Source organism: Streptomyces lushanensis, from assembly GCF_001700515.1.
Lineage (GTDB): Bacteria > Actinomycetota > Actinomycetes > Streptomycetales > Streptomycetaceae > Streptomyces > Streptomyces lushanensis.
Genome location: NZ_MAUD01000092.1, coordinates 1 through 21319, shown reverse-complemented (window position 1 = coordinate 21319; position 21319 = coordinate 1). Strand labels below are relative to the sequence as shown.

17 protein-coding genes are annotated in these 21319 nt (G+C 72.9%); 5 read left to right on the top strand and 12 right to left on the bottom strand.

Annotated elements, in window-relative coordinates; all coding sequences use genetic code 11:
- Positions 1–280: 280 nt before the first annotated feature.
- The 4 genes from BFF77_RS08980 to BFF77_RS08965 all read right to left on the bottom strand — a co-directional run bounded on the left by BFF77_RS08980 (position 281) and on the right by BFF77_RS08965 (position 7921).
- Entirely contained in the window at positions 281–1762 is a 1482-nt protein-coding gene (locus BFF77_RS08980; RefSeq protein WP_079124963.1) for a GNAT family N-acetyltransferase, read from the bottom strand.
- Positions 1763–1793: 31 nt separating this feature from the next.
- Positions 1794–4637, bottom strand: coding sequence for a DUF7824 domain-containing protein (locus BFF77_RS08975; RefSeq protein WP_066946024.1), 2844 nt, complete (start codon positions 4635–4637; stop codon positions 1794–1796).
- On the bottom strand, positions 4634–6052 hold the full coding sequence (locus BFF77_RS08970; protein ID WP_066946021.1) for an SWIM zinc finger family protein: 1419 nt from the start codon (positions 6050–6052) through the stop codon (positions 4634–4636). The genes BFF77_RS08975 and BFF77_RS08970 overlap by 4 nt, the downstream gene beginning before the upstream one ends.
- Positions 6053–6286: 234 nt before the next feature.
- A complete protein-coding gene (locus BFF77_RS08965) occupies positions 6287–7921 on the bottom strand; it encodes an alkaline phosphatase D family protein (RefSeq protein ID WP_079124962.1) in 1635 nt (544 codons plus the stop codon).
- 267 nt (positions 7922–8188) lie between these two features.
- Between BFF77_RS08965 and sigJ the strand changes: the two genes are divergently transcribed.
- Together sigJ and BFF77_RS08955 are read left to right on the top strand one after the other, a co-directional pair.
- Positions 8189–9109, top strand: coding sequence for an RNA polymerase sigma factor SigJ (gene sigJ / locus BFF77_RS08960; RefSeq protein ID WP_066946065.1), 921 nt, complete (start codon positions 8189–8191; stop codon positions 9107–9109).
- A gap of 255 nt (positions 9110–9364) precedes the next feature.
- Entirely contained in the window at positions 9365–10141 is a 777-nt protein-coding gene (locus BFF77_RS08955) for a GntR family transcriptional regulator (RefSeq protein WP_066946019.1), read from the top strand.
- Between the two features lie 163 nt (positions 10142–10304).
- Here BFF77_RS08955 and BFF77_RS08950 read toward each other — a convergent pair whose 3' ends face one another.
- On the bottom strand, positions 10305–11468 hold the full coding sequence (locus BFF77_RS08950; protein WP_066946016.1) for an ROK family transcriptional regulator: 1164 nt from the start codon (positions 11466–11468) through the stop codon (positions 10305–10307).
- A 148-nt stretch (positions 11469–11616) separates the two neighbouring features.
- Here BFF77_RS08950 and BFF77_RS08945 point away from each other — a divergent pair, with 148 nt between their 5' ends.
- Entirely contained in the window at positions 11617–12057 is a 441-nt protein-coding gene (locus BFF77_RS08945) for a nitroreductase family deazaflavin-dependent oxidoreductase (protein ID WP_066946013.1), read from the top strand.
- Between the two features lie 163 nt (positions 12058–12220).
- On the opposite strand, the gene manD is transcribed toward BFF77_RS08945, so the two are convergent.
- From manD to BFF77_RS08920, 5 genes are all read right to left on the bottom strand, one after another.
- Positions 12221–13483 carry a D-mannonate dehydratase ManD gene (manD, locus tag BFF77_RS08940; protein WP_066946010.1) on the bottom strand — a complete coding sequence of 421 codons (1263 nt, stop codon included), beginning with the start codon at positions 13481–13483 and terminating at the stop codon, positions 12221–12223.
- A 159-nt stretch (positions 13484–13642) separates the two neighbouring features.
- Positions 13643–15085 carry an adenylosuccinate lyase gene (purB, locus tag BFF77_RS08935; protein WP_211280188.1) on the bottom strand — a complete coding sequence of 481 codons (1443 nt, stop codon included), beginning with the start codon at positions 15083–15085 and terminating at the stop codon, positions 13643–13645.
- 119 nt (positions 15086–15204) lie between these two features.
- Complete coding sequence (locus BFF77_RS08930; RefSeq protein ID WP_066946004.1) at positions 15205–15999, bottom strand: SGNH/GDSL hydrolase family protein; 795 nt, start codon at positions 15997–15999, stop codon at positions 15205–15207.
- An 81-nt stretch (positions 16000–16080) separates the two neighbouring features.
- Positions 16081–17094, bottom strand: coding sequence for a hemolysin family protein (locus tag BFF77_RS08925; RefSeq protein ID WP_066946062.1), 1014 nt, complete (start codon positions 17092–17094; stop codon positions 16081–16083).
- Positions 17094–18446 carry a hemolysin family protein gene (locus BFF77_RS08920; RefSeq protein ID WP_066946000.1) on the bottom strand — a complete coding sequence of 451 codons (1353 nt, stop codon included), beginning with the start codon at positions 18444–18446 and terminating at the stop codon, positions 17094–17096. The genes BFF77_RS08925 and BFF77_RS08920 overlap by 1 nt, the downstream gene beginning before the upstream one ends.
- A 128-nt stretch (positions 18447–18574) precedes the next feature.
- On the opposite strand from BFF77_RS08920, the gene BFF77_RS08915 reads away from it, so the two are divergent.
- Both BFF77_RS08915 and BFF77_RS08910 read left to right on the top strand, forming a co-directional pair.
- On the top strand, positions 18575–18802 hold the full coding sequence (locus tag BFF77_RS08915) for an antitoxin (RefSeq protein WP_066945997.1): 228 nt from the start codon (positions 18575–18577) through the stop codon (positions 18800–18802).
- Positions 18799–19170 carry a fic family toxin-antitoxin system, toxin component gene (locus BFF77_RS08910; RefSeq protein ID WP_066945994.1) on the top strand — a complete coding sequence of 124 codons (372 nt, stop codon included), beginning with the start codon at positions 18799–18801 and terminating at the stop codon, positions 19168–19170. The genes BFF77_RS08915 and BFF77_RS08910 overlap by 4 nt, the downstream gene beginning before the upstream one ends.
- A gap of 24 nt (positions 19171–19194) precedes the next feature.
- Here the strand turns inward: BFF77_RS08910 and bioD are convergent, their stop codons facing one another.
- Together bioD and BFF77_RS08900 are read right to left on the bottom strand one after the other, a co-directional pair.
- The gene (gene bioD, locus BFF77_RS08905) at positions 19195–19968 is read right to left on the bottom strand and encodes a dethiobiotin synthase (RefSeq protein ID WP_066945991.1); all 774 of its coding nucleotides are present in this window, start codon (positions 19966–19968) and stop codon (positions 19195–19197) included.
- A gap of 3 nt (positions 19969–19971) precedes the next feature.
- A complete protein-coding gene (locus BFF77_RS08900) occupies positions 19972–21261 on the bottom strand; it encodes an adenosylmethionine--8-amino-7-oxononanoate transaminase (RefSeq protein ID WP_066946059.1) in 1290 nt (429 codons plus the stop codon).
- Positions 21262–21319: the final 58 nt, after the last annotated feature.

Sequence of the window (21319 nt, the reverse complement as noted above, 5' to 3'; positions counted from 1 at the left end):
CACTTGAGCAGCGGCCGGGAGGCGCCCGGGAGGCGAAGGAGGCGGCTTCGGGCCAAGAGCCGGATTCGTTCCGTCCGCAGACGGGCAGGCCGGGGCCCGGGGCGGACTCCGGACCGCCGCCGAGTTTGGCCGGATCGGGATGTTCCACCGCCGCGCCCGTGGGGACCGTACGGACCCGGTGGGCTGCGCGGGGCTGTACGCGAGGTGTCCGGTCCGTACGGGAGAAGTGCTCGGATATGGCGTGTTCAGGTGCTCGGGTGCGCGGCGGTTGCGCGGGCGCTCAGCGGTCGGCCTGGCCGTGATGGTCGAACAGACCCGGGTCCCCGTACGGCGGCAGCACCGACACGGACCTCGGGTCCAGCCGGGCCGTGATGACGAGTGTGCCCTCCTCGATCTGGTAGTCCAGCGGCAGACCGAGTTCACGCATGGTCGCGACCATGGCGGTGTTGGACGCCTGGGTGACGGCGTACACCTGGGTGCAGTGTGCCTCCACGGCGAGCGCGACCAGCCGGCCCAGCAGCTCGGAGCCGATGCCGCGCCGCTGCCAGGCGTCCTCGACGATCAGCGCGACCTCCGTCTCGTCGCCGTCCCAGAGCAGATGCCCGAGGGCGATCAGCCGCCCGGAGGCCGACTCGACCGCGAGCGTACGGCCGAAGCGCGGGCTGAGCAGATGGTGGAGATAGCGGTCCGCGTCGCCCACCGGGCCGTGGTAGCGGCGGCTCAGCGTGCGCTCGGAGCAGCGGCCGTGCATGGCGAGCGCCGCGTCGAGGTCCGCGTGATCGGCACGCCGCACGATGATCTCCTCACCCTCCGGGAGCGTCAGCACATCCTGGCCGCGGGGGATGCGGGGGCCGAGCCGGGCGTCCAGTTCGACCAGGGCGCGGGCCCGCGCGAATTCGGTGGGTGTGAAGGCGAGGTACGGGCGCTCGACGGTGATGCTTCCGCCGTTCGGGTCGTTCAGCCGCATCTCCGTCCCGTCCAGCACGCCTTCGACCGGCGCGCTCTCACCGGTGGTGCTTCCGGTGAGCTGGAGGGCGGGCCGCGAGTGGATCGTGCAGCGGCCGAGCAACTGGCGCAGGGCGAGAGGCAGCTCGGCGCCGTCCAGGGCCGTACGGGTGGCCAGGCCCAGCACCCGGGTCGGCGTGTCCACCAGGTCGTGCGTGTCGGCGCGCTCGATCCAGGTGCTGCTGCCGCCCGCGGCCGAGACCTCGCCGATGAGGTCCTTCGCCTGGAGCGCGGCCGGGGCCCGCAGCAGGAACTCGTCCACCGTGCCCTCGGCCAGCGGATGCGTCTGGAGCGTGAGGATGTCCACCTGGAGCGTGGCGAACGCCGTGCACAGCGCGGCCAGACTGCCCGGCTCGTCCCGCACGGTGGTCCGCATCCGCCAGAGCACCGTCTCCGCCGTCCCGGCCGGGAGGGCTCCCTGCCGGGGATCGGGAAGGGGCGGTACGGACAGGGCGCCGGTGCCCGTCCGGCCGGTCGCGGTCGCGGCGCCGGTCCGGGCCGTCCCGCCCGTGCCGGGGACGAGGGCGGTCGGCGGGGCATGACTGTGCCTGCGCGCCCACCATGTGTGGAAGGCGGCGGTGGCGATCAGGGTCAGGGCGGAGGCGAACAGGAGAAACGTACCGTCGGGTCCATGCGCGATCATGTTCGCCACGGAGTCGGCGACCGCCACCGCGGTGAACAGCGCGGCCAGCTCGACCAGGTCCCGCCGCCAGTGATGGGGGCGGCGGACACTCTTCGCAGACGTCACATTGGTCATGACCTCACTTTGACGGAATGGTGTTGCGTGATCACGAACGGTTTGTGACTGATGGGTTAAGGATGGTTCTGTTCCCATTTGGGCGATCTTCGGCCAATTCTGGCTGGGAGTGATCGTTTCCCTGACGCAATGCGGCCAGCAGCCGGGCCGCCTGGGAGGCGAGGCGCGAGGAGCCGCCACGGCCGGCCGATTCGGCCAGCCCCGGTATCGCGTCCCGCGCGCCGCAGTGCTCCACACACTCCGCGGCCACGGCCAGCAGATCCCCGAGGCCGGGACGTACGGCCGCAGGGGCCTTCGCCGTGCCGGTCCCGGCGGGCACCGTCCCGGCCGCCACGGGCTGGGTGGTCACGGTCCGGGCGGCCACGGTCCGCGCCCTTGCGGCGGGCCGTGGCCGTGCGGCCTCCGCCGCGAGCAGGCCGGGCAGTGCGGCGCCGAGCACCGACCAGACCGTGGCGTACGCACCGGTCGCCGCGGCCGTGCGAAGGGCGTCGGCCGGCCGGTTGGCCTTGACGGCCTCGGAGGTCACCAGTGTGGCCAGTTCGCGACCGAGCAGCGGTCCGTCCAGGTCACCGCGGGCGGTCAGCACCAGCAGCGCGTCGACGGCGGACAGCCGGTCGTCCGGATGCCGGGCACCGAGTCCGTACGCCACGGCCTGATGCAGTACGGCACCGGCGGGACCACCGCTCTCGGCGAGCACCGGCAGCCACCAGGAGCCGCCGCGCCGGTCGTCCCGCGCGCAGGCCGCCACCTCGTGCAGCAGCCACCCGGCGAGTGTTTCCCGGTCCTCGGGCAGTACGGCGGGCCAGTGGACGCCGGAGCCCCAGTGATGGCAACCCCTTCCGGTGGGCCGCACGGGACTGCCCAGCCAGCGGAAGGCCGGCGGGAACTCCCGGTGGATCGCCAGCCGTTCCCTGACCGCGCCTATCCGGCCTGCCGCCGCCTCCAGCAGGCGGCGGCCCTCTCCGGCGGGCCCGTCCGCCTCCGGCCGCCGGGGCTCCCCGGCCGGGTCGAGCGCGGGCAGTGCCGTTCCCTCCCCGCTGAGCCAGGCGGCCAGCCGGTCGCCCTCAGGAGTGCCGAGCGCCGCCGCCGCGCGCGCCGCCTCCGGGTGGGAGCCGCGCCGGACCCGGAGCAGGGCCTGGGCGAAGTCCACCGGGGCCGGGGTGGCACAGAGCCGCTGGTACTCGCCGAGCCGCTCGACCAGGACATCGGGATCCAGCGCACCCGTCTCCCAGGTCGGCGTGGCCAGCAGGAAGGGCAGTGGCCGGGTGCGCAGCAGATGGGCGGCCTCCCACAGCCGTGCCTCGGTGACTCCGTTCAGCACGGTGTGGGCGCAGGACTGCCGTACCGCCGCGCGGGACCTGGTGTTCCACAGTGCCGTGACGGAGACCCGTTCGCAGATGGAGGCGGCCACCACCTCCACTCCACGGGGGATCCTGGAGAACCGCTGGTCGCGGTCCTGGTCCGATGCGGTGCCGAGCCACCAGCGGGCGGCCAGCGCGTCCTTGAGCGCGTCGGCGAGCGCCTCCCGGTCCCGGTAGGCATGACGTACCAGACCGTCCAGCGTCCGTTCGAACGTGGCCACCTCCTCGCGCGAGACGATCAGCGCCACCACCTCCTCGACCAGCTCGGCGCGGTCCGCCGGGGCGGGAGCGAGACGGGCCGGCACCGGCACGGGCGGCAGGATCTCCTCGTACGGGACCGGATCCGGCTCCGCCGGCGGTTCGCCGAACACCTCGGTGGCCCGCTCCCGATGGACCGGGCTCAACGCCGCCGCCGCCAGGGCCAGTTCGGCCCGCGACCCGGCACCGGCGGCGGAGAGATGACGCGCCACCAGCTTCAGCGCCCGCTCCTGGACGGCCGTGTCCTCGTGCCCGAACGCCTCGGCGACGACGGCCAGCAGCTCATCGGCGGAGCCGCCGTCCGTGCGCAGCACCTTGCCCAGCAGCACCAGTTGCGCCCTGACGAGCTTCTTCTCCGGCCGGAACAGCACCGATCGTGACATGTCGGCGAGGCTGCGCACCGGCAGATCACCCGCGAGCGCCATTCTGCCGAGCACGCCCTGCGCGTAGCCCGCCACCGCCGAGGTCCCGTCCGCCGCCATACCGATCCAGTCGGCCAGATGCTCCCGCTCCTCGGCGGCGGTCAGCGCGAGCCGGCGCAGCAGATTGAGGAAGAAGCCCAGATCGCCCGGTGCGCCGCCGCGCAGCAGACGCGCGACGCAGGAGTCCACGAGCAGACTCCGCTCCACCACGCCCTCCTCGGCGAGGACGGTGAGTGCCGTCGGCCAGTGGTGCGGTTCCTCGGCATCGCCGTACCAGCCGAGGGGGGAGGGGAGTTCGGCCGTCGCGAAGAGCCGGGGCACCATGGTCCGCACCAGAGGGTCCGTCCGGAGCGCGGGCAGCAGCCTGCCGTGCGACGGGACGGCGTCCGCCCAGCCGTGCACGAACGCGTCCGTGGTCGGCACGGGACATCCCGCGAGCCGCACCAGGTCCGCGATCAGCGGATAGTCGAGCCGCGCGGTCGACGCCCGGCCCGCGAGCCGGTGCGCGACATCCCCGAGCCAGCCGGGATCCCGCTCCGCGAGCAGGTCGAGGAGCTCGGCGTGCGGCAGCCCGAGACCTGCACGGATCTCGCGGGCGCCGATCCAGGCCGCCGTGGCCGCGGCCCCCGTATGACAGCCGGCCCCGGCCACCAGCAGCGCGTATCCCGTCTTTCTGCGCTCGCGCCACTGGCCCCAGGGCCAGCCGCGCATCTCCGTGCGGAGCGCCTTCAGCGATGCCAGCTCCGTCTTCCTGTCCGCCGCGCCCAGCGGCTTGACCAGCCCGGGAATGTCCTGGACACGGCCCGCCCGCACGGCGTCGAGCAACTCGCTCATCGCGCACCGCCACGCGTCACAACGGCCCCGCCCGTCGCACCGCTCGCGCCCGTCACCACGGCCTCGCGCCGCGCCATTCGGACGGCCAGCGCGTGCTTGCACGGGCCGCGCCTGCCCCGGTACTCCGCCCACCACTGGCAGGTGCAGCTCAGCACACCGGCCGCCTCCCGGACCTGATAGCGCCGCTCGCCCGAGGCCACGGAGCCATGCTCGCCGTCCGGCGCCGGCGCCACCGCACCCGAGGAGAGCAGGGCCCTGGCCGCGACCAGCCGTGGATTGTGCCGCTCGGCGCGGTCCGCGTCGTAGGGCAGCTCGCGATGGAAGTACGACGCGTCCGCGAGGTCGTACCCCACCCGGCCCGCCGTACCGAGCCGGGTCAGCGCCGCCCGCACCCGCTCGACCGTCAGCCCCGACTGTCCGGCCAGCTCCGCCGGATCGATCCGCGGCTCCCACGCCAGCAGTACGGACACCAACTCGGCGTCCTCCGCCGCCTCTCCGGTGGCCAGCGCCTCCAGCACTCCGCCCTCGCCCGAGAAGCCGCGCGCCGCGCCCGGCGACAGCGTCAGTGTGAGCCGCATGCCCGGCAGCACCGCCTCCCAGGCACTCGCCGTCGGCGCCCCGTCCGTCACCGGTCCGTACACCCGCAGCGCCGTGGCGTCCCGCAGCACCCGCCCCAAGGCGGCCAGCCGCTCGGGACCCGGCAGACAGACGGCTCCGGGCACCGGCCTGGTGGTCGGCCGCAGCGACCTCCCCGCCGGTACGACCCACCGCGCGCCGCGCGAGGCCGTGCCCGAACCGCTCGGCAGCGACCGCAGAAAACGGACGGCCTCCCCGGCGGGCAGTTCGGCCCGCAGATCGAACCCGGCGGAGACGACCTGTGCCTCCGCGAAGCCCCGCAGCCACCTGTCCGGCAGCGGAACCTTCTTCTCCACCACCGGCCCGTCGACGGTGGTGACCGCCAGCTCGTCCGGACCCACCCGCAGATGGAGCGGATCGTCGCCGGTCATCCGGGACAGGGCCTCGCGCAGCGGACTGTTGACATCCACATTGGTCGTGCCATGGCCCGTCCGGGCGCCGTCGAGCCCGTCCGGCTCCACGTCGAGCCGCGCGTACACCCCGCAGCAGCCGGAGAACGACTCGAAGCGCAGACGGTCGCCGTTCCCCGTCACCACCGGGTCCAGCGAACGGCCCGGTATCCGCTGGTGGTAACGGGCGCCGGCGACATCCGCGACCGCGAGCAGCCCCCGGGCGGCGGCCCTCGGCGAGGCCAGGAAGCCCGAGAAGAACCGGGGATGCGCCTCGGCGCCGGTGGGAGTCAGCCCGCCGGAGGTCTCCAGACCGAGGAGCTGCCCGCCCGGGGCGCTCTCCAGGGCGGACGGACGGGAGTAGGCCATTGCCTGCGTGGATCGCGTCATGGAAAGGACGTTAGATCCCGGCACTGACAATCGGCCTCGGACGAGCGAGCGCCCCGTGCCCGGACCCTGCCCGGACCGCGCGCCGGGCACGGCACGACCGCGGACGGCCGGGCGCGAACGACCGGGGCGCGGCCGGTGGATGCCAACCGCCCGCGCCCCGCCCCCCGTCGGCCGCCGCGCCCGATGCGCCTACCGCGCCCGGTGCGTCCGCCGCGTCCACCGCGGCAACCGCTGCTACTGCCCGACGCGGCCCGGCTGGAGCACCTTGGTGAACAGCACCGTGCCGCCCTGAGCCCGCAGACGCACCGTCAGCTCACCGCTGCCGCCGTCGATGTCGACCTCACCGAAGAGCTGCGGCGCCTCCATCGGCGAGACATTCGCCCGGTCCGGGGCCTTGACGTACACCCGGTTCGGGCCGAACGTGCCGTCCAGGGCACTGGCCTGGAACTGGCCCGCGGCGAGCGGTCCCGACACGAACTCCCAGAACGGCGCGAAGTCCTTGAACGCGGCCCGCTCCGGCTCGTAGTGCTGCGCCGAGGTGTGGTGCACATCCGCCGTCAGCCACAGCGTGCCGGTGATCCGCTGGTGCTTGACGTACCGCAGCAGTTCGGCGATCTGGAGCTCCCGGCCGAGCGGCGCGCCGGGGTCGCCCTGGGCGATGGCCTCGATGTTCGCCGTACCGTCCGGTACGACCAGACCGATCGGCATGTCGGCGGCGATCACCTTCCACACCGCGCGGGAGCGCGACAGTTCACGCTTGAGCCAGCGGAGCTGCTCGGCGCCCAGGATGCCGGTCGTGTCGTCGGCCTGCCGGCCGGGCGAGTTGGCGTTGCGGTAGGTCCGCATGTCGAGGACGAACACATCGAGCAGCGGACCATGGTTCACCACCCGGTGAACGCGTCGCTCCGTACCGCGCGCGCCCGAACCGGAGAGGGGGAAGTACTCGTGGAACGCCTGCGTGGAGCGCGCGGCGAGCACATCCACGTTCTTCTCGGTGTAGCGCACGTCGTCGAGGATCTGCCCGGGGTACCAGTTGTTGCGCACCTCGTGGTCGTCCCACTGGACGATGGACGGCACCTGCGCGTTGAACCGGCGGACGTTCGTGTCGAGCAGGTTGTAGCGGAAGTTGCCCCGGTACTCGTCGAGCGTCTCCGCCACCTTGGACTTCTCCTCGGTGGTGATGTTCCGGTAGACACGCCCGTCGGGCAGCGTCACGCTCGGCTCGATCACACCGTCCGCGTAGATCGTGTCCCCGCTGCACAGGAAGAAGTCCGGGTTGAGCCGGCGCATGTCCTCGTACACGCGGAAGCCGCCGATGTCCGGATTGATGCCCCAGCCCTGGCCCGCGATGTCGCCGGACCAGACGAAACGCACCCCCTGCCGGCGCTTCGCGGGCGCCGTACGGAACGTGCCGTACACCGGCTCGCCGGTACGGCGCGGATCGTGCGGGTCGGCGAGCGTGACCCGGTAGTGCACCTGCTCACCGGCGGGCAGCCCGCTCAGCGGGACCGTCCCGGTGAAGTCGCTGCCGGGACCGAGCAGGGGGCCGTGCCAGGTCCGGGCGCGGCGGAACGACTCGGTGGCCGAGGTCTCCACGGTCATCCGGGCGGCCCGGTCGGACCGCACCCACACCAGCCCGGTGGAGGTGGTGATGTCGCCGGCCTGCACGCCCCAGGCGGCGCTCGGCCGTCCTGACCGGGCCTGGGCCGGGGCGGCGGTGGCGAGCGCGGCGCCGGGGAGGGCCAGCGCGGCCGAGGCGGCGAGCGAACCGCGCAGCACACTGCGGCGGGCGGGGGAGTTCGCGCCGTCGACGGGGGGAATGTCGGTGGCCGGGGACGGATCGGGGTTGTTTCTGGGGCTGTTCGACATCGATGAGTCTCCTGGGCAGGTGGATGCCGGGGTGTCGTGCCATGCCTAGTCGGCGGCGGCGGCCACCGCGCGAACCCCGTATGAACAACCGGCCGCCCCGCCGGGCCCCGTACCGCAGGTCCGTGTCCCGAAGACGCCCGTCCGCACGCGCGTCACCTGGACAGCCGACAGGCACTGGGCTGGGATGGGACGGTGGCGACCGAGACGACGGACACGAATGAATCCGGCACGACGCGGAAGACCAGCCGGACAGGTCGAGCCGCGGAAATCGGTGAGACCGATGACACCGGCGAGACCGGGCAGACCGGGGAGACCGGCGAGTTCGAAAGGCACCGGAGCGTCCTGACCGCGGTGGCCTACCGCATGCTCGGCCGGTTCGCCGACGCCGAGGACGTGGTGCAGGAGGCATGGCTGCGCTGGAGCGGGGAAGGGCGATCGGACGTCCGCGAGCCGCGCGCCTATCTCGTACGGATCACCACCCGGCTCGCCATCGACCGGCTGCGCCAGGCCCAGTCACGGCGCGAGGCCTATGTGGGGCCCTGGCTGCCGGAGCCGATCGTCACCGACTACGGTCCCGCCGCGCCCGACACGGCCGAACGCGCCGTGCTCGCCGACTCGGTCTCGCTCGCCGTACTGGTCGTCCTGGAGTCCCTCTCGCCGCTGGAGCGCGCGGTGTTCGTCCTGCGCGAGGCCTTCGGCTTCCCGTTCGGCGAGATCGCCGCCGTACTGGACCGGAGCGAGGCGGCCGTCCGTCAGCTCGCGGGCCGTGCCCGCCGCCATGTCGAGGAGCGCAGGCCCCGGTACGACGTGGATCCCGCCGAACGCCGCGATCTCACCGAGCGGTTCCTCGCGGCGGCCGGCGGCGGTGACATGGAGGCCCTGATCGGTCTGCTGGCGCCGGACGTCCGGCTCGTCGGCGACAGCGGCGGCAAGGCCAAGGCGCCTCTGCGGATCATCGAGGGTGCCGACAAGGTGGCGCGGTTCCTCACCGCTGTCGCGGCCGAGGCGTCCCGTTACGAACACCGGATCGTGGAGATCAACGGCGCTGTGGCACTGCTGGTCCTCAGCGAGGGAAAGCCGGATCTCGTTCTCCAGCTGGAGATCGCCGACGGCACGGTGCGGTCCGTTCACATCGTGCGGAATCCGGACAAGCTCGCCGGCGTGGTTTCCGGGCGGCCCGTCCTGTAAGCCCTGCTCGCCGCTCCACACGTTACGGGGTCCCGTGTCCCTTTCGGCCGCGGGACTCCGTGTCACCTGCGCCTCACTGGTGTACGAACGTACTGTGAACACCCTGAGTCGGGGAGTGACTTCTCTCGGTGACCGAAGCAGGATTGGTCTTGACCAACTGGATGGGCGGTCCTATCGTCGCTAGTTAGTGCAGGAACCTTTAATAAACATTGCACGGAAAATCCGCCGGGGACACGGCGAGTGCGGAGGATCAGGGTGGGGACCACGCAGCTTGAAACAGTGCCGGAGCCTAAGTACTGGCACCTCAAGACCGTTCTCGGCGAAGCACTCGACTCCGACTTCGCGGTGGGCGAGATCCTGCCCAACGAGCGTGAACTGGCCGCTCGTTTCGGCGTCGCGCGCGCCACGCTGAGGCAGGCGCTCGAACAGCTCGAACTGGAAGGCCGGCTCCAGCGCCGCCGCGGTGTCGGTACGACCGTCGCGCCGCCGCGGGTGGGTGTGGACGTCTCGACGGCCCAGCACGAATGGCCGGGCGCCGCCCAGGACGCCTGGCAGCCGATCGACTGCGCCCTGGCGCCCGTCGGTGCCGCGGTGGCCCGGCTGCTGGAGACGGAGACCGGCAAAGAGGTCCACACGGTCCGCAGGATCCGGGTCACGCACGGCCAGTCCGTGGCGGCGGAGCTGCTCTACGTACCGTCCTCGTCCGTGCCGGAGCTGTCGGCGATCGACTCGCCGTCCGGGCCGGCCCGCGCCCGTCGCGTGCTGCGTGAGCTTCAGCGGCTCTGCCTCGACGGGCAGGACCGCGCGGTGGAGCTGGGCTCCGCGCGCGCCGACGACGCCAAGGCGCTGGACCGGCTGCCGGGCGCTCCGGTGCTCGTGGTCACGACGCGCTATGTGGTGGACGGCCGTACGGCCGCGGTCTCGGTGGCGACCTACCGCGCCGACACCTGCCGGCTGACGTTCGGCGCCTCGGGCGACCTGGAGATCAGCGACCACGCCGGTGACCACCCGCAGGAGCGCAGGGCTTCCTGACACCGGCGCCCGCGAGGGCACCACAGGCCCGGCGGCCGGGCTCCCCGGGCGGGCCTCACCCCGCACGAACGCCCGCTCCCGGGGCGAACGCCCACCTCCGCACGCCCGGGGAGCGGCGGCCCCCGGCGCACCTCTCACCGGCCGACGGTCCCTGCCGCGCGCCTCAGCGGTCGCGGCGGGACGTCACCGTGCTCTCCACCGCGAAGAGCTGCTCCTCGACATGGTCCAGGGCCAGTCGCAGCGCGCCCGTCGCCACCGCCGCCTCGCCCAGCAGCGAGAGCGTCACACGCGGCGGGCGCAGACAGTAACGGGAGAGTTCGCCGCGCAGCGGGTCCAGCACGCCGTCGAGTCCGGCCGCCCAGCCGCCGATCACCACCAGCTCCGGATCCAGCGCCAGCACCAGCGCCGCCACGTCGTGCACCAGCCGCTGGATGAACCGTTCGACGGCCGCCCGGGCCCGTATGTCGCCCTCCTTGGCATGGGCGAAGACCTTCGCCACCGCCTGCTCGTCGAGCGGATGGAGCGGCTCGTCCGTCGTCGACAGCAGTGTCTCGGGCGTCACCTCGCGGCCCAGCAGATGCAGCGCGCCGATCTCGCCCGCGGCCCCGCCGAACCCGCGGTGCAGCCGCCCGCCGATCATGGCGCCGGCCCCGGGACTGAGCCCGGCCAGTACGAAGACGATGTCGTCGGAGTCGGTGGCCGCGCCCTTCCACTGCTCGGCCACCGCCGCCGCGTTGGCGTCGTTCTCCACCAGGACGGGACACCGGAACGAGCGGCGCAGCCGCTCGCCGAGCGCCAGCCCGGTCCACTGGGGGAGCGCGGTGCCCAGTCGTACGGTCCCGTCGGCCTCCACGATGCCGGGGCTGCCGACACCCACCGCCCGCAGCGAGCCGCGCGGTACGCCGGTGCGCCGCAGGACATCGGCGACCACCAGCCGTACCCGGTCCAGCCGTTCGTCCGCGTCGGCCTTCTCCGAGACCTCGCGCGTCCCGGCACCGATGATCCTGCCGTCCAGTCCGGAGAGCAGCGCGGCGATCCGGTGCGCCCCGATCTCGATGCCGAGCAGATGGCCCGCCTCGGCGCGGAAGCGGAACCGCCGTGCGGGACGGCCCTGTTTACGGGTCTCGCCCTCCTCCGGGGCGCACTCCACGACCAGGCCGCTCTCGATCAGTCCCTCCACCACGCCCTCGACGGTCGGCCGGGACAGATCCGTGATCCGGGTCAGATCGGTGAGGGTCAGAGGACCGGCTCCGCGCAGGGCGTGCAGCACCACGGCCGAGTTGATCCGCCGCAGGAGAGAAGGGTCTCCGCCGGTCAGCCGCCCCACGGTATGTCCTCCCAGCTCGTGCGTGTTTGGCGGATGCTACTCGGTGGTCGGCGGTGCGGCGAGTCGCGAGGACGCGGGGCTGACCATCGAGTTACCCGGGCTGACTAGGGTGGGGCGTGTTGGCGACGGAAGTGGCGGAGGAGCCGGGATGGCGCAGGACGACAATGTGGTGATCAGCCCCACGGGCTGGGTGGCCGAACAGGCGAAGACGTACGAGGAGTCCAACGGCGCCCGCGGCACGGAGGTGCAGGGAGCGCCGTGTCTGCTGCTGGACTACCGAGGCCGGCGCACCGGACAGTGGCGGCGCACCGTGCTGATCTACGGCCGTGACGGCGACGACTATCTGATCGTGGCGTCCATGGGCGGCGCGGACGTGCACCCGCTGTGGTTCCTCAATCTGGAGGCGAACCCGGACGTACGGCTGAGGGTGGGCGCCGAGCGCTTCGACGCGCGGGCGGAGACCTTGTCGCCGGAGGAGAAGGCCCGGGTGTGGCCGGGGCTGGTGGAGGTGTTCCCGCCGTACGAGGAGTACTCGAAGAAGACGGACAGGGACATCCCGGTGGTACGGCTGACGCGGGTGGCCGGCTGAGTCCCTGGCAGACCGGGCCCTGAGCCGTGGCCCCCGGTCTCCTCGTCCGAGGCGGACCGGGGGCCGCTGACATGCCGTCACATCACGGCCGTCCGCGGCGCCCGTCGTCGGCGGCGGGTGGTCCCCCGCCGCGCGGTCGGCGCCTTGCCCGCCCGGGCGATCCTCACCAGTCGGTCATCGAGCCGTCGAGCCGCCGGGCGACGGGCAGATAGGCGGGCTCGTAGGGGAAGCGGGCGGCCAGCGCCTCGTCGACCTCGATCCCGAGACCGGGCCCGTCCCCCGGGTGCAGATGACCGTCCTCGTAACTCCACGCGTGGCGGAAGACCTCGTGGACGACCGGCTCGTACCCCATGTACTCCTGGATGGCGAAGTTCGGTGTCGACAGACCGACATGGAGGGACGCCCCCAGCGCGACCGGTGAGATGTCCGAAGGGCCGTGCGGGCCGAGCCGTACCTGCCAGAGCTCGGCCAGGGCCGCGATCCGCCGGAGGTGGCTGATCCCGCCCGCGTGCGTCACACAGGTCCTGACGAAGTCGACGAGCTGTTCGGTGATCAGCGTCTGGCACTCCCAGACGGTGTTGAACACCTCGCCGATCGCCAGCGGCACGGTGGTGTGCCGCCGGACATGGCGCAGCACCTCCTGGTTCTCGGCCGGGGTCACGTCCTCCAGCCAGAAGAGGTCCACCGCCTCCAGCGCCCTGCCGAGCCGCGCGGCCTCGCCGGGAGTGAGCCGGTGGTGCACGTCGTGCAGCAGCTTCAGCTCGGGGCCCGCGTGCTCGCGGACCGCCGCGAGCATCCCGGGCGCGTGCCGGAGATACGAGTCGGTGTCCCAGATCTCCTCCTGCGGCCCCGTGCGGGGCCCGTCCGCGCGCTCGGGTCCGGGAGCCCGCTTCTGTCCGGGGGCCGGCTCATGTCCGGGAGCACTCTCGCGCACGCCGTAGACCGTGCCGAGACCGGGCACACCGCTCTGCGCCCGCACCGCGCGGAAGCCGCGCTCGCGCCGGGCGTCGACGGCGTCGAGGAGCTGTGGCACGTCCCGGCCGCTGGCGTGCGTGTAGCAGAGGATCCGGTCGCGGACCGCGCCGCCGAGAAGCTGGTAGACGGGCTGCCCGGTGGCCTTGCCCTTGATGTCCCACAGGGCGAGGTCCACCGCGCCCACGGAGGTCATGGTCACGGGACCGCGCCGCCAGTAGGCGCCTCGGTAGAGGTACTGCCAGGTGTCCTCGATCCTCGCCGGATCGCGGCCGACGAGCAGCGGCGCGACATGGTCGCGGAGGTAGGAGGCGACGGCGAGTTCACGGCCGTTGAGCGTGGCGTCGCCCCAGCCGACCAGCCCCTCGGCCGTGGTGATCTTGAGGGTCACGAAGTTGCGGCCGGGGCTGGTGACGACGACGTCCGCGGCGACGATCGTGTCGGTCCCGCTCATCGGGTCACCGCCGCCGCGTCACGGAACGAGGAACAAGGAGCCATCGGTACGGTCATCTGCACGGTGTCCAGCCTCTCGAAGACGTCCTCGCCCGGTGGCCCGGTGGCCCGGTCGCGTCGCGGGCGCCAGGGGTGGTGCAGGCGCCAGGCGCCAGGGCCGTTACAGGATGGAGCCCGGCGTGTACGCCGCCGCCTCCGGGTGCTGCTCGGCGATCTCCCCGATCCGGGACACCACCGTCGCGATCTGGTCCTCCGCCGCGCCCGTGAAGGACAGCTTGTCCGCCATCAGCGCGTCCAGCGCCGCGCGGTCGAGCGGGATCCGCTCGTCGGCCGCCAGCCGGTCGAGCAGTTCGTTGCGCTCCGCGCCCCGCTCCCGCATCGCGAGCGCCGACGCCACCGCGTGCTCCTTGATGACCTCGTGCGCGGCCTCGCGGCCCACCCCGGCCCGCACCGCGGCCATCAGGACCTTCGTCGTGGCGAGGAACGGCAGATAGCGGTCCAGCTCGCGCGCCACGACCGCCGGGAACGCGCCGAACTCGTCCAGCACCGTCAAGAACGTCTCCAGCAGCCCGTCGAACGCGAAGAACGCGTCCGGCAGCGCCACCCGGCGCACCACCGAGCAGGAGACGTCACCCTCGTTCCACTGGTCGCCCGCCAGCTCGCCGGTCATCGACGCGTACCCGCGCAGGATCACCATCAGCCCGTTGACCCGCTCGCAGGAGCGCGTGTTCATCTTGTGCGGCATGGCGGAGGAGCCGACCTGGCCCGGCTTGAAGCCCTCGGTGACCAGCTCGTGCCCGGCCATCAGCCGGATGGTCCTCGCGACCGACGACGGCGCGGCGGCGAGCTGCACCAGCGCGGTCACCACGTCGTAGTCGAGCGAGCGCGGATACACCTGGCCGACCGAGGTGAGGGCCTGCGCGAAGCCGAGATGGCCCGCGATCCGCCGCTCCAGCTCCGCCAGCTTCGCGGTGTCGCCGCCCAGCAGGTCGAGCATGTCCTGCGCGGTGCCGACAGGGCCCTTGATCCCGCGCAGCGGATAGCGTCCGAGCAGATCCTCCAGCCGTCCGTACGCCACGAGCAGTTCGTCGGCGGCCGTCGCGAAACGCTTGCCGAGCGTGGTGGCCTGCGCGGCGACGTTGTGCGAGCGGCCGGCCATGACCAGCTCGCCGTACTCGCCCGCCAGCTTCCCGAGCCGGGCCAGCACCGCGACCGTACGGTCCCGCGTCAGCTCCAGCGACAGCCGGATCTGGAGCTGCTCGACATTCTCGGTCAGATCGCGCGAGGTCATGCCCTTGTGCACCTGCTCATGACCGGCGAGGGCGTTGAACTCCTCGATCCGCGCCTTCACATCGTGCCGGGTGACCTTCTCGCGCTCGGCGATCGACGCCAGGTCGACCTGGTCGAGCACCCGCTCGTAGTCGGCGAGCGCCGCGTCGGGCACCTCGATCCCGAGGTCCCGCTGGGCCCGCAGCACCGCCAGCCAGAGCTGACGCTCCAGCCGCACCTTCTGCTCGGGGGACCACAGCACGGCCAGCTCCGCCGAGGCGTAGCGGCCGGCAAGGACATTGGGGATGCGAGGCTTCGCGGTCACGGCAGTCACGTGAGCTGATTCTACTGGCGGTTCCGGCGGGTCCGCGCACGTCCGCGCAGGTAGGGCTCCGGGACGGCCCGCCGCGCCCCGTGCCCCCGGTCGGCCGTGCGGGCTGCCGGGCCCTGTCCTCAGTCGGCGGACGGGCTCGCCAGGGGCACCTCGTACGGGAGCAGCTCCGGACGTTTGGCCGGCCTGCCGTCGCCGGAGGAGCGGCCGGTCGCGCGGCGGACGATCCACGGCCCGAGATGCCGCCGTGCGAAACACGCGTCCTCGGCCCGCCGCGCCACCCACCGTACGGGCTCGGGCGGCGGCAGCTCCGCGCGCCAGTCGTCCTCCGCCGGCAGTCCCAGCGTCTGCCAGACCGCCTCGGCGACCCGGCGGTGGCCCTCGGCGGTGAGATGGAGCCGGTCGGTGTCCCACAGCCGCTGGTCGCCGAGTGCGGAAGCCCCGTACAGGTCCACGACCAGCGCGCCGTGCCGGGCCGCCAGCTCCTCGACGCAGAGGAACAGCTCCTCCATGCGCGGCCGGAAGCGTTCCATCACCGGGCCGTCACGGCCGGGGCTGCGCATCAGGACGAGCTGTCCGCACGACGGCGCCAGCCGCTCCACGGCCTCGGTGAGCAGTCCCCGGACCCGGCCCATGTCGCACGAGGGCCGCAGGGTGTCGTTCAGTCCGCCGACCAGCGTCACCACGTCCGCCGACATCGCCGCGGCGGTGTCCACCTGCTCGTCGAGTATCTGGCCGATGAGCTTGCCGCGTACGGCGAGATTCGCGTACCGGAAGCCCGGGGCGCGGGTGGCGAGACGTCCGGCGAGCAGATCCGCCCAGCCGCGGTACGAGCCGTCGGGGAGGAGGTCGGACATGCCCTCGGTGAAGGAGTCACCGACCGCGACAAAGCTGGTGTAGTTGGCATTCATCTCCATGGCGGAGCGATCGTACCGTGCGGTACGTACGGCCCTTCCCCGGCCCCGGGTGTGCCCCCGGCCGCCGGAGGCCAGCCCCGTTCACGCGTGTCTGCCCACCAGTTGGCGCAGGACGTCCTCCATCGTCACCAGGCCCTCCAGCCTGCCGTCCTCGTCCAGGACGGCGGCGAGATGGGTCCGGCCGCGGCGCATCGCGGTCAGTACGTCGTCCATCGGGGTCGCCGCCCGTACCCGCGCGACCGCGCGCATCGCGGAGACCGGGAACGGCTCGTCGCGCGGCGCCACGTCCAGGGCGTCCTTCACATGGAGATAGCCGAGGATCCGCCGGGTGGTGTCGACCACCGGGAAGCGCGAGAAACCGGTCCGCGCCGAGAGGCCCTCCAGCTCCCCGGGCGTGACTCCGAGCCGTACGGACACCACGCGCTCCAGCGGCATCACCACATCGCTCACCGGCCGCCGCCCGAGTTCCAGCGCGTCGTGCAGCCGCTCGGCGGCGCGGTCGTCGAGCAGTCCCGCGTGGCCCGCGTCCGTGACCAGACGGGACAGTTCGTCGTCGGAGAAGGTCGCCGTCACCTCGTTCCTGGTCTCCACGCGCAGCAGTTTGAGCAGACCGTTGGCGAAGGCGTTGACGGTGAAGATCACCGGCCGCAGCGCCCGCGCCAGCGCCACCAGCGGCGGACCGAGCAGCAGCGCGGCCCGCGCGGGCCCCGCGAGGGCGACGTTCTTGGGCACCATCTCGCCGAGCAGCATGTGCAGATAGGTCGCCAGGACGAGCGCGATCACGAACGAGACCGGATGCACCAGACCGTGCGGCATCCCGACGGCGTTGAAGAACGGCTCCAGCAGTCGCGCGATGGCGGGCTCGGCGACGACACCCAGCACCAGCGTGCAGAGCGTGATGCCGAGCTGGGCCGCCGCCAGCAGCGCCGACACATGCTCCAGACCCCAGATGACCCGGCGCGCCCGCCGGTTGCCCGCCTCGGCCTCCGGTTCGATCTGGCTGCGCCGTACGGAGACGAGCGCGAACTCGGACGCCACGAAGAACGCGTTGACGACCAGGGTCAGCAGACCGACGAAGAGCTGGATCGCGATGATCACGCGGATGCCCCGTCCTCCCCGTACGCCCCGTTCGCCTCGGCCACCCGCACCGGCGCGTGGAGCAGCAGCCGGGCCGCGCGCCGGCCCGTGGCGTCCACGACCTCCAGCAGCCAGCCGTTCAGGGCGAGACGGTCGCCCTCGGCCGGGATACGGCCCAGCTCGGTGGCGACGAGCCCGGCGAGCGTCTCGTACGGTCCCTCGGGCATCCGCAGACCGACGGTCCGCAACTGGTCGGCGCGCGCCGCCCCGTCCGCCGACCAGAGCGCCCTGCCCTCCGCGTCCTCGCCCACCGGGGCCAGATCGGCGGTCTCCTGCGGATCGTGCTCGTCGCGTACCTCGCCGACGACCTCCTCCACGATGTCCTCCAATGTCACGACCCCCGCGGTCCCGCCGTACTCGTCGATGACGACGGCCATGGTGGCGCCGCCCGACAGCCGGTCCAGCAGCCGGTCGACCGTCAGTGTCTCGGGCACCAGCAGCGGTTCACGCAGCAGCTCGGCCACCGTGCGCCGGGGCCGGCTCGCCGCCGGAACCGCCAGTACGTCCTTGATGTGCGCGATCCCGACCACCGTGTCCAGACTGTCCCGGTAGACGGGAAAGCGCGACAGACCGCTGGCCCGGGTGGCGTTGGCGACGTCCTCCGCCGTGGCCCGTTCGTCGAGGGCCATCACACGTACCCGCGGGGTCATCACGTTCTCCGCGGTCAGCCCGGCCAGGCTCAGGGTCCGTACGAACAGCTCGGCGGTGTCCTGTTCCAGCGCGCCCTCCTTGGCGGAGTGCCGGGCCAGCGCGACCAGTTCCTGCGGGCTGCGCGCGGACGCCAGCTCCTCGATGGGCTCCAGTCCGAAGCCGCGTACGATCCGGTTCGCCGTGTTGTTGAGATGGCGGATGAACGGGCGGAAGGCCGAGGAGAAACAGCGCTGCGGGGTGCCCACCACCTTCGCGACGGCCAGCGGCGACGAGATCGCCCAGTTCTTCGGCACCAGCTCCCCGACGACCATCACGAAGACCGTCGACAGGGCCGTACCGATGATCAGCGCCACCGAGGAGGCCACCGGCGGGGACAGCCCCGCGGCCTCCACCGGACCGCGGATCAGCTCGGCGACCGAGGACTGGGCGAGCATGCCGACGACGAGATTGGTCACGGTGATACCGAGCTGGGCGCCGGAGAGCTGGAAGGTGAGACTCCGTACGGCCCTCAGCGCCCCGGCCGCGCCCCGCTCGCCGCGCTCCGCGGCCCGTTCCAGATCGCCGCGTTCGACGGTGGTCAGGGAGAACTCCGCGGCGACGAAGGCCCCGCAGGCGAGCGACAGCAGGATCGCCACCACGAGCAGCAGGACTTCGGTCATCGGTTCACCTCCGTCCCATATTCGGTCAGCGGCACCAGGACCGCGCGCCGTCGGCGCGCGGGATCCGGACGCCCTTCGCCGCCCGGCTCCGCTTGCCGGTACTAGCGTGTGCGCGCTAGCTTGGTGAGGTGGCGAAGACGCAGCTGAACGTACGGGTGGAGGAGACCACCGCGGAGACCGCGCGGCGGCGGGCCTCCCAGCGCGGGATCAGTGTGAACCGCTACATCGAAGAGCTGGTCAAACAGGACGAGGGCGAGGCCGGCCGCACCTTCGTCGAGTCCGCCGCCGACTTCATGAAGCAGTACGCGACGGTCTTCACCGAGGAATTCGGCCCGGAGCGCGAAGGCGCGCGTTGACCCTTCGGATCGAACTCGCCTGGCTCCTGATGGTCGCGGAGCGCCACACACCCGGCGACCCGCAGGTCACCGACTGGGGAGCGCTCGTCGCGGCCGTGAGCCGCCATGAGGCGGAGATATTCGGCACCCCCGTGTACGCGGACGCGCCCGACCGCGCCGCCGCCCTGCTGCAACTGCTGCTCCATGTGCCGGCGCTGGAGCGCTCCAACGCGCTGTTCGCCTCCGCCGTGGCGTACGGCTATCTCGTCGCCAGCGGACTGAAGGTCACCACCTCGCCGGAGCGCGTACGGGATCTCGCCAAGCTGGTCAAGGACGGCACGGCCGACGTCCGTGCCATCGCCGACGAACTGCGCGCCTGGAGCTTCTGAGCGGCGGACGGCGACGGCCGCCGCTCATCCGTCCTCGGCGAAAGACCCCGGCCCGGCCCGAAGCCCCGGCCCGGCCCCGGGCGCGTCCGCGTACTCCGCACCGAACCGCGCCGCGTTCCACCGGCCGTCCAGCGAAGGCGCCAGCCACCGCGGCGCCCGCGCCCGGAACTCCACCGGATCCAGCGCGCCCGCGCCCTCCGGCACCGCGCCCAGCAGCGGAGCCCCCGCCGCCTCCGGCAGATCCGTCAGATTGCACCGCTCCGCGAGCCCCGGCACGGCCGGCCAGCTTCCGATCACCACACCCGCGAGCGTCAGCGATCTCGCCCGCAGAGCCTCGGCGGTGAGCGCGGTCGTGTTGAGTGTGCCGAGCCCGGCGGGGACCACCGTCAGCACCGGAGCCCCCAGCAGCCGGGCCGCGTCCGCGAGCGTCCCGCCTCGCCCGTCGAACCGTACGAGCAGCCCGCCCGCGCCCTCGACCAGCACCAGATCGTGCCCGGCGGCCAGCTTCTCGGCCGCCTCGGCCACCTCGTCGGGCCGCACCGGCGCCGCTCCGGCCCGGCGCGCCGCCGTCGCCGGGGCCAGCGGTTCGGGGAACCGGGCCAGTTCGGCCGCCGTCAGCGGACCCGCCAGCCGTACCACCTCCGCCGCGTCACCCCGTCCGTCCGGACCGATCCCGGTCTGCGCGGGCTTGAGGACCGCGACCGTACGTCCACGCGCCAGCGCCGCCGCGGCGACCGCCGCCGTGACGACGGTCTTGCCGATCTCCGTCCCGGTCCCCGTCACGATCAGCACGGGCATGGCTCAGCCCTCCCGCGCCGCCGCGGTCACCGCGCGGCAGATCCGTGCGACATCGTCGTCACCCGTCACATACGGCGGCATCGTGTAGACGAGATCGCGGAACGGCCGCAGCCAGACGCCCTCCCGCACCGCCGCCCGGGTCGCCGTCGCCATGTCCACCTCGTGGTCGAGCTGGACGACACCGATCGCGCCGAGCACCCGGACATCCCGTACCCCCGGCAGTGACACTGCCTCGGCGAGCCCGTCGCGCAGACCCGTCCCGATCCGCTTGACCACGCCCTCCCAGTCCTGGCCGAGCAGCAGCTCGATCGAGGCGCGGGCGACGGCCGAGGCCAGCGGATTGCCCATGAACGTCGGTCCGTGCGCCAGTACGGGCACCTCACCGCGCGAGATGCCGTCGGCCACCCGCGCGGTGCACAGCGTTGCCGCCATGGAGAGATAACCGCCGGTCAGCGCCTTGCCCAGACACATCACATCGGGCGAGACGCCGGCCTGGTCGGCGGCGAAGAGCGTGCCCGTACGCCCGAACCCCGTCGCGATCTCGTCGAAGATCAGCAGCACACCGTGCGTGTCGCACGCCTCCCGCAGCACACGCAGATACTCGGGGGAGTGGAAGCGCATTCCGCCCGCGCCCTGTACCACCGGCTCGACCACGACCGCCGCCAGCTCCTCCGCGTGCCGGGCGATCAGGGTGCGCAGCGCCCGCGCGTAGCCCTCCTCGTACTCGACCGGCGGGGCCTGCGCGAAGATCTGCCGCGGCAGGATCCCCGACCACAGCTCGTGCATACCGCCGTCCGGGTCGCAGACGGACATCGGCGTCCAGGTGTCACCGTGGTAGCCGCCGCGCCAGGTCAGCAGCCGCCGCTTCTCCGGGCGTCCCAGCGAGCGCCAGTACTGGAGGCACATCTTCGCCGCGACCTCGACCGCCACCGAGCCCGAGTCGGAGAGAAAGACATGGCGCAGCGGCTCGGGCGTGATCTCGACGAGCAGTGAGGCGAGCCGGACGGCGGGCTCGTGCGTGAGCCCGCCGAACATCACATGGCTCATCCGGTCGAGCTGGCCGCGCGCCGCCGCGTTGAGCTCCGGGTGGTTGTAGCCGTGGATCGCCGACCACCAGGACGCCATGCCGTCGACCAACTCGCGCTGTCCGTGCGCGGGCCGGGCCAGCCGCAGCCGTACCCCGGACGCGGACTCCACGACCAGCGGCGCGGTACGGCCCGGCATGGGCCCGTACGGATGCCAGACGTGGGCCCGGTCCAGGGCCAGCAGTGCGTCGGGGGACAGCTCAGGCATTGGGCGCCAGATCAGTGCCGGCGCCTCGGCGGCGTACGGCGACCAGGTCCCGGCGGGC

Excerpts from the sequence above, each read along its gene's own strand:
- BFF77_RS08980 (WP_079124963.1), bottom strand. The coding sequence starts at position 1,762 with ATGACCAATGTGACGTCTGCGAAGAGTGTCCGCCGCCCCCATCACTGG.
- BFF77_RS08975 (WP_066946024.1), bottom strand. The coding sequence starts at position 4,637 with ATGAGCGAGTTGCTCGACGCCGTGCGGGCGGGCCGTGTCCAGGACATT.
- BFF77_RS08970 (WP_066946021.1), bottom strand. The coding sequence starts at position 6,052 with ATGACGCGATCCACGCAGGCAATGGCCTACTCCCGTCCGTCCGCCCTG.
- BFF77_RS08965 (WP_079124962.1), bottom strand. The coding sequence starts at position 7,921 with ATGTCGAACAGCCCCAGAAACAACCCCGATCCGTCCCCGGCCACCGAC.
- BFF77_RS08945 (WP_066946013.1), top strand. The coding sequence starts at position 11,617 with ATGGCGCAGGACGACAATGTGGTGATCAGCCCCACGGGCTGGGTGGCC.
- manD (WP_066946010.1), bottom strand. The coding sequence starts at position 13,483 with ATGAGCGGGACCGACACGATCGTCGCCGCGGACGTCGTCGTCACCAGC.
- BFF77_RS08930 (WP_066946004.1), bottom strand. The coding sequence starts at position 15,999 with ATGGAGATGAATGCCAACTACACCAGCTTTGTCGCGGTCGGTGACTCC.
- BFF77_RS08920 (WP_066946000.1), bottom strand. The coding sequence starts at position 18,446 with ATGACCGAAGTCCTGCTGCTCGTGGTGGCGATCCTGCTGTCGCTCGCC.
- bioD (WP_066945991.1), bottom strand. The coding sequence starts at position 19,968 with ATGCCCGTGCTGATCGTGACGGGGACCGGGACGGAGATCGGCAAGACC.
- BFF77_RS08900 (WP_066946059.1), bottom strand. The coding sequence starts at position 21,261 with ATGCCTGAGCTGTCCCCCGACGCACTGCTGGCCCTGGACCGGGCCCAC.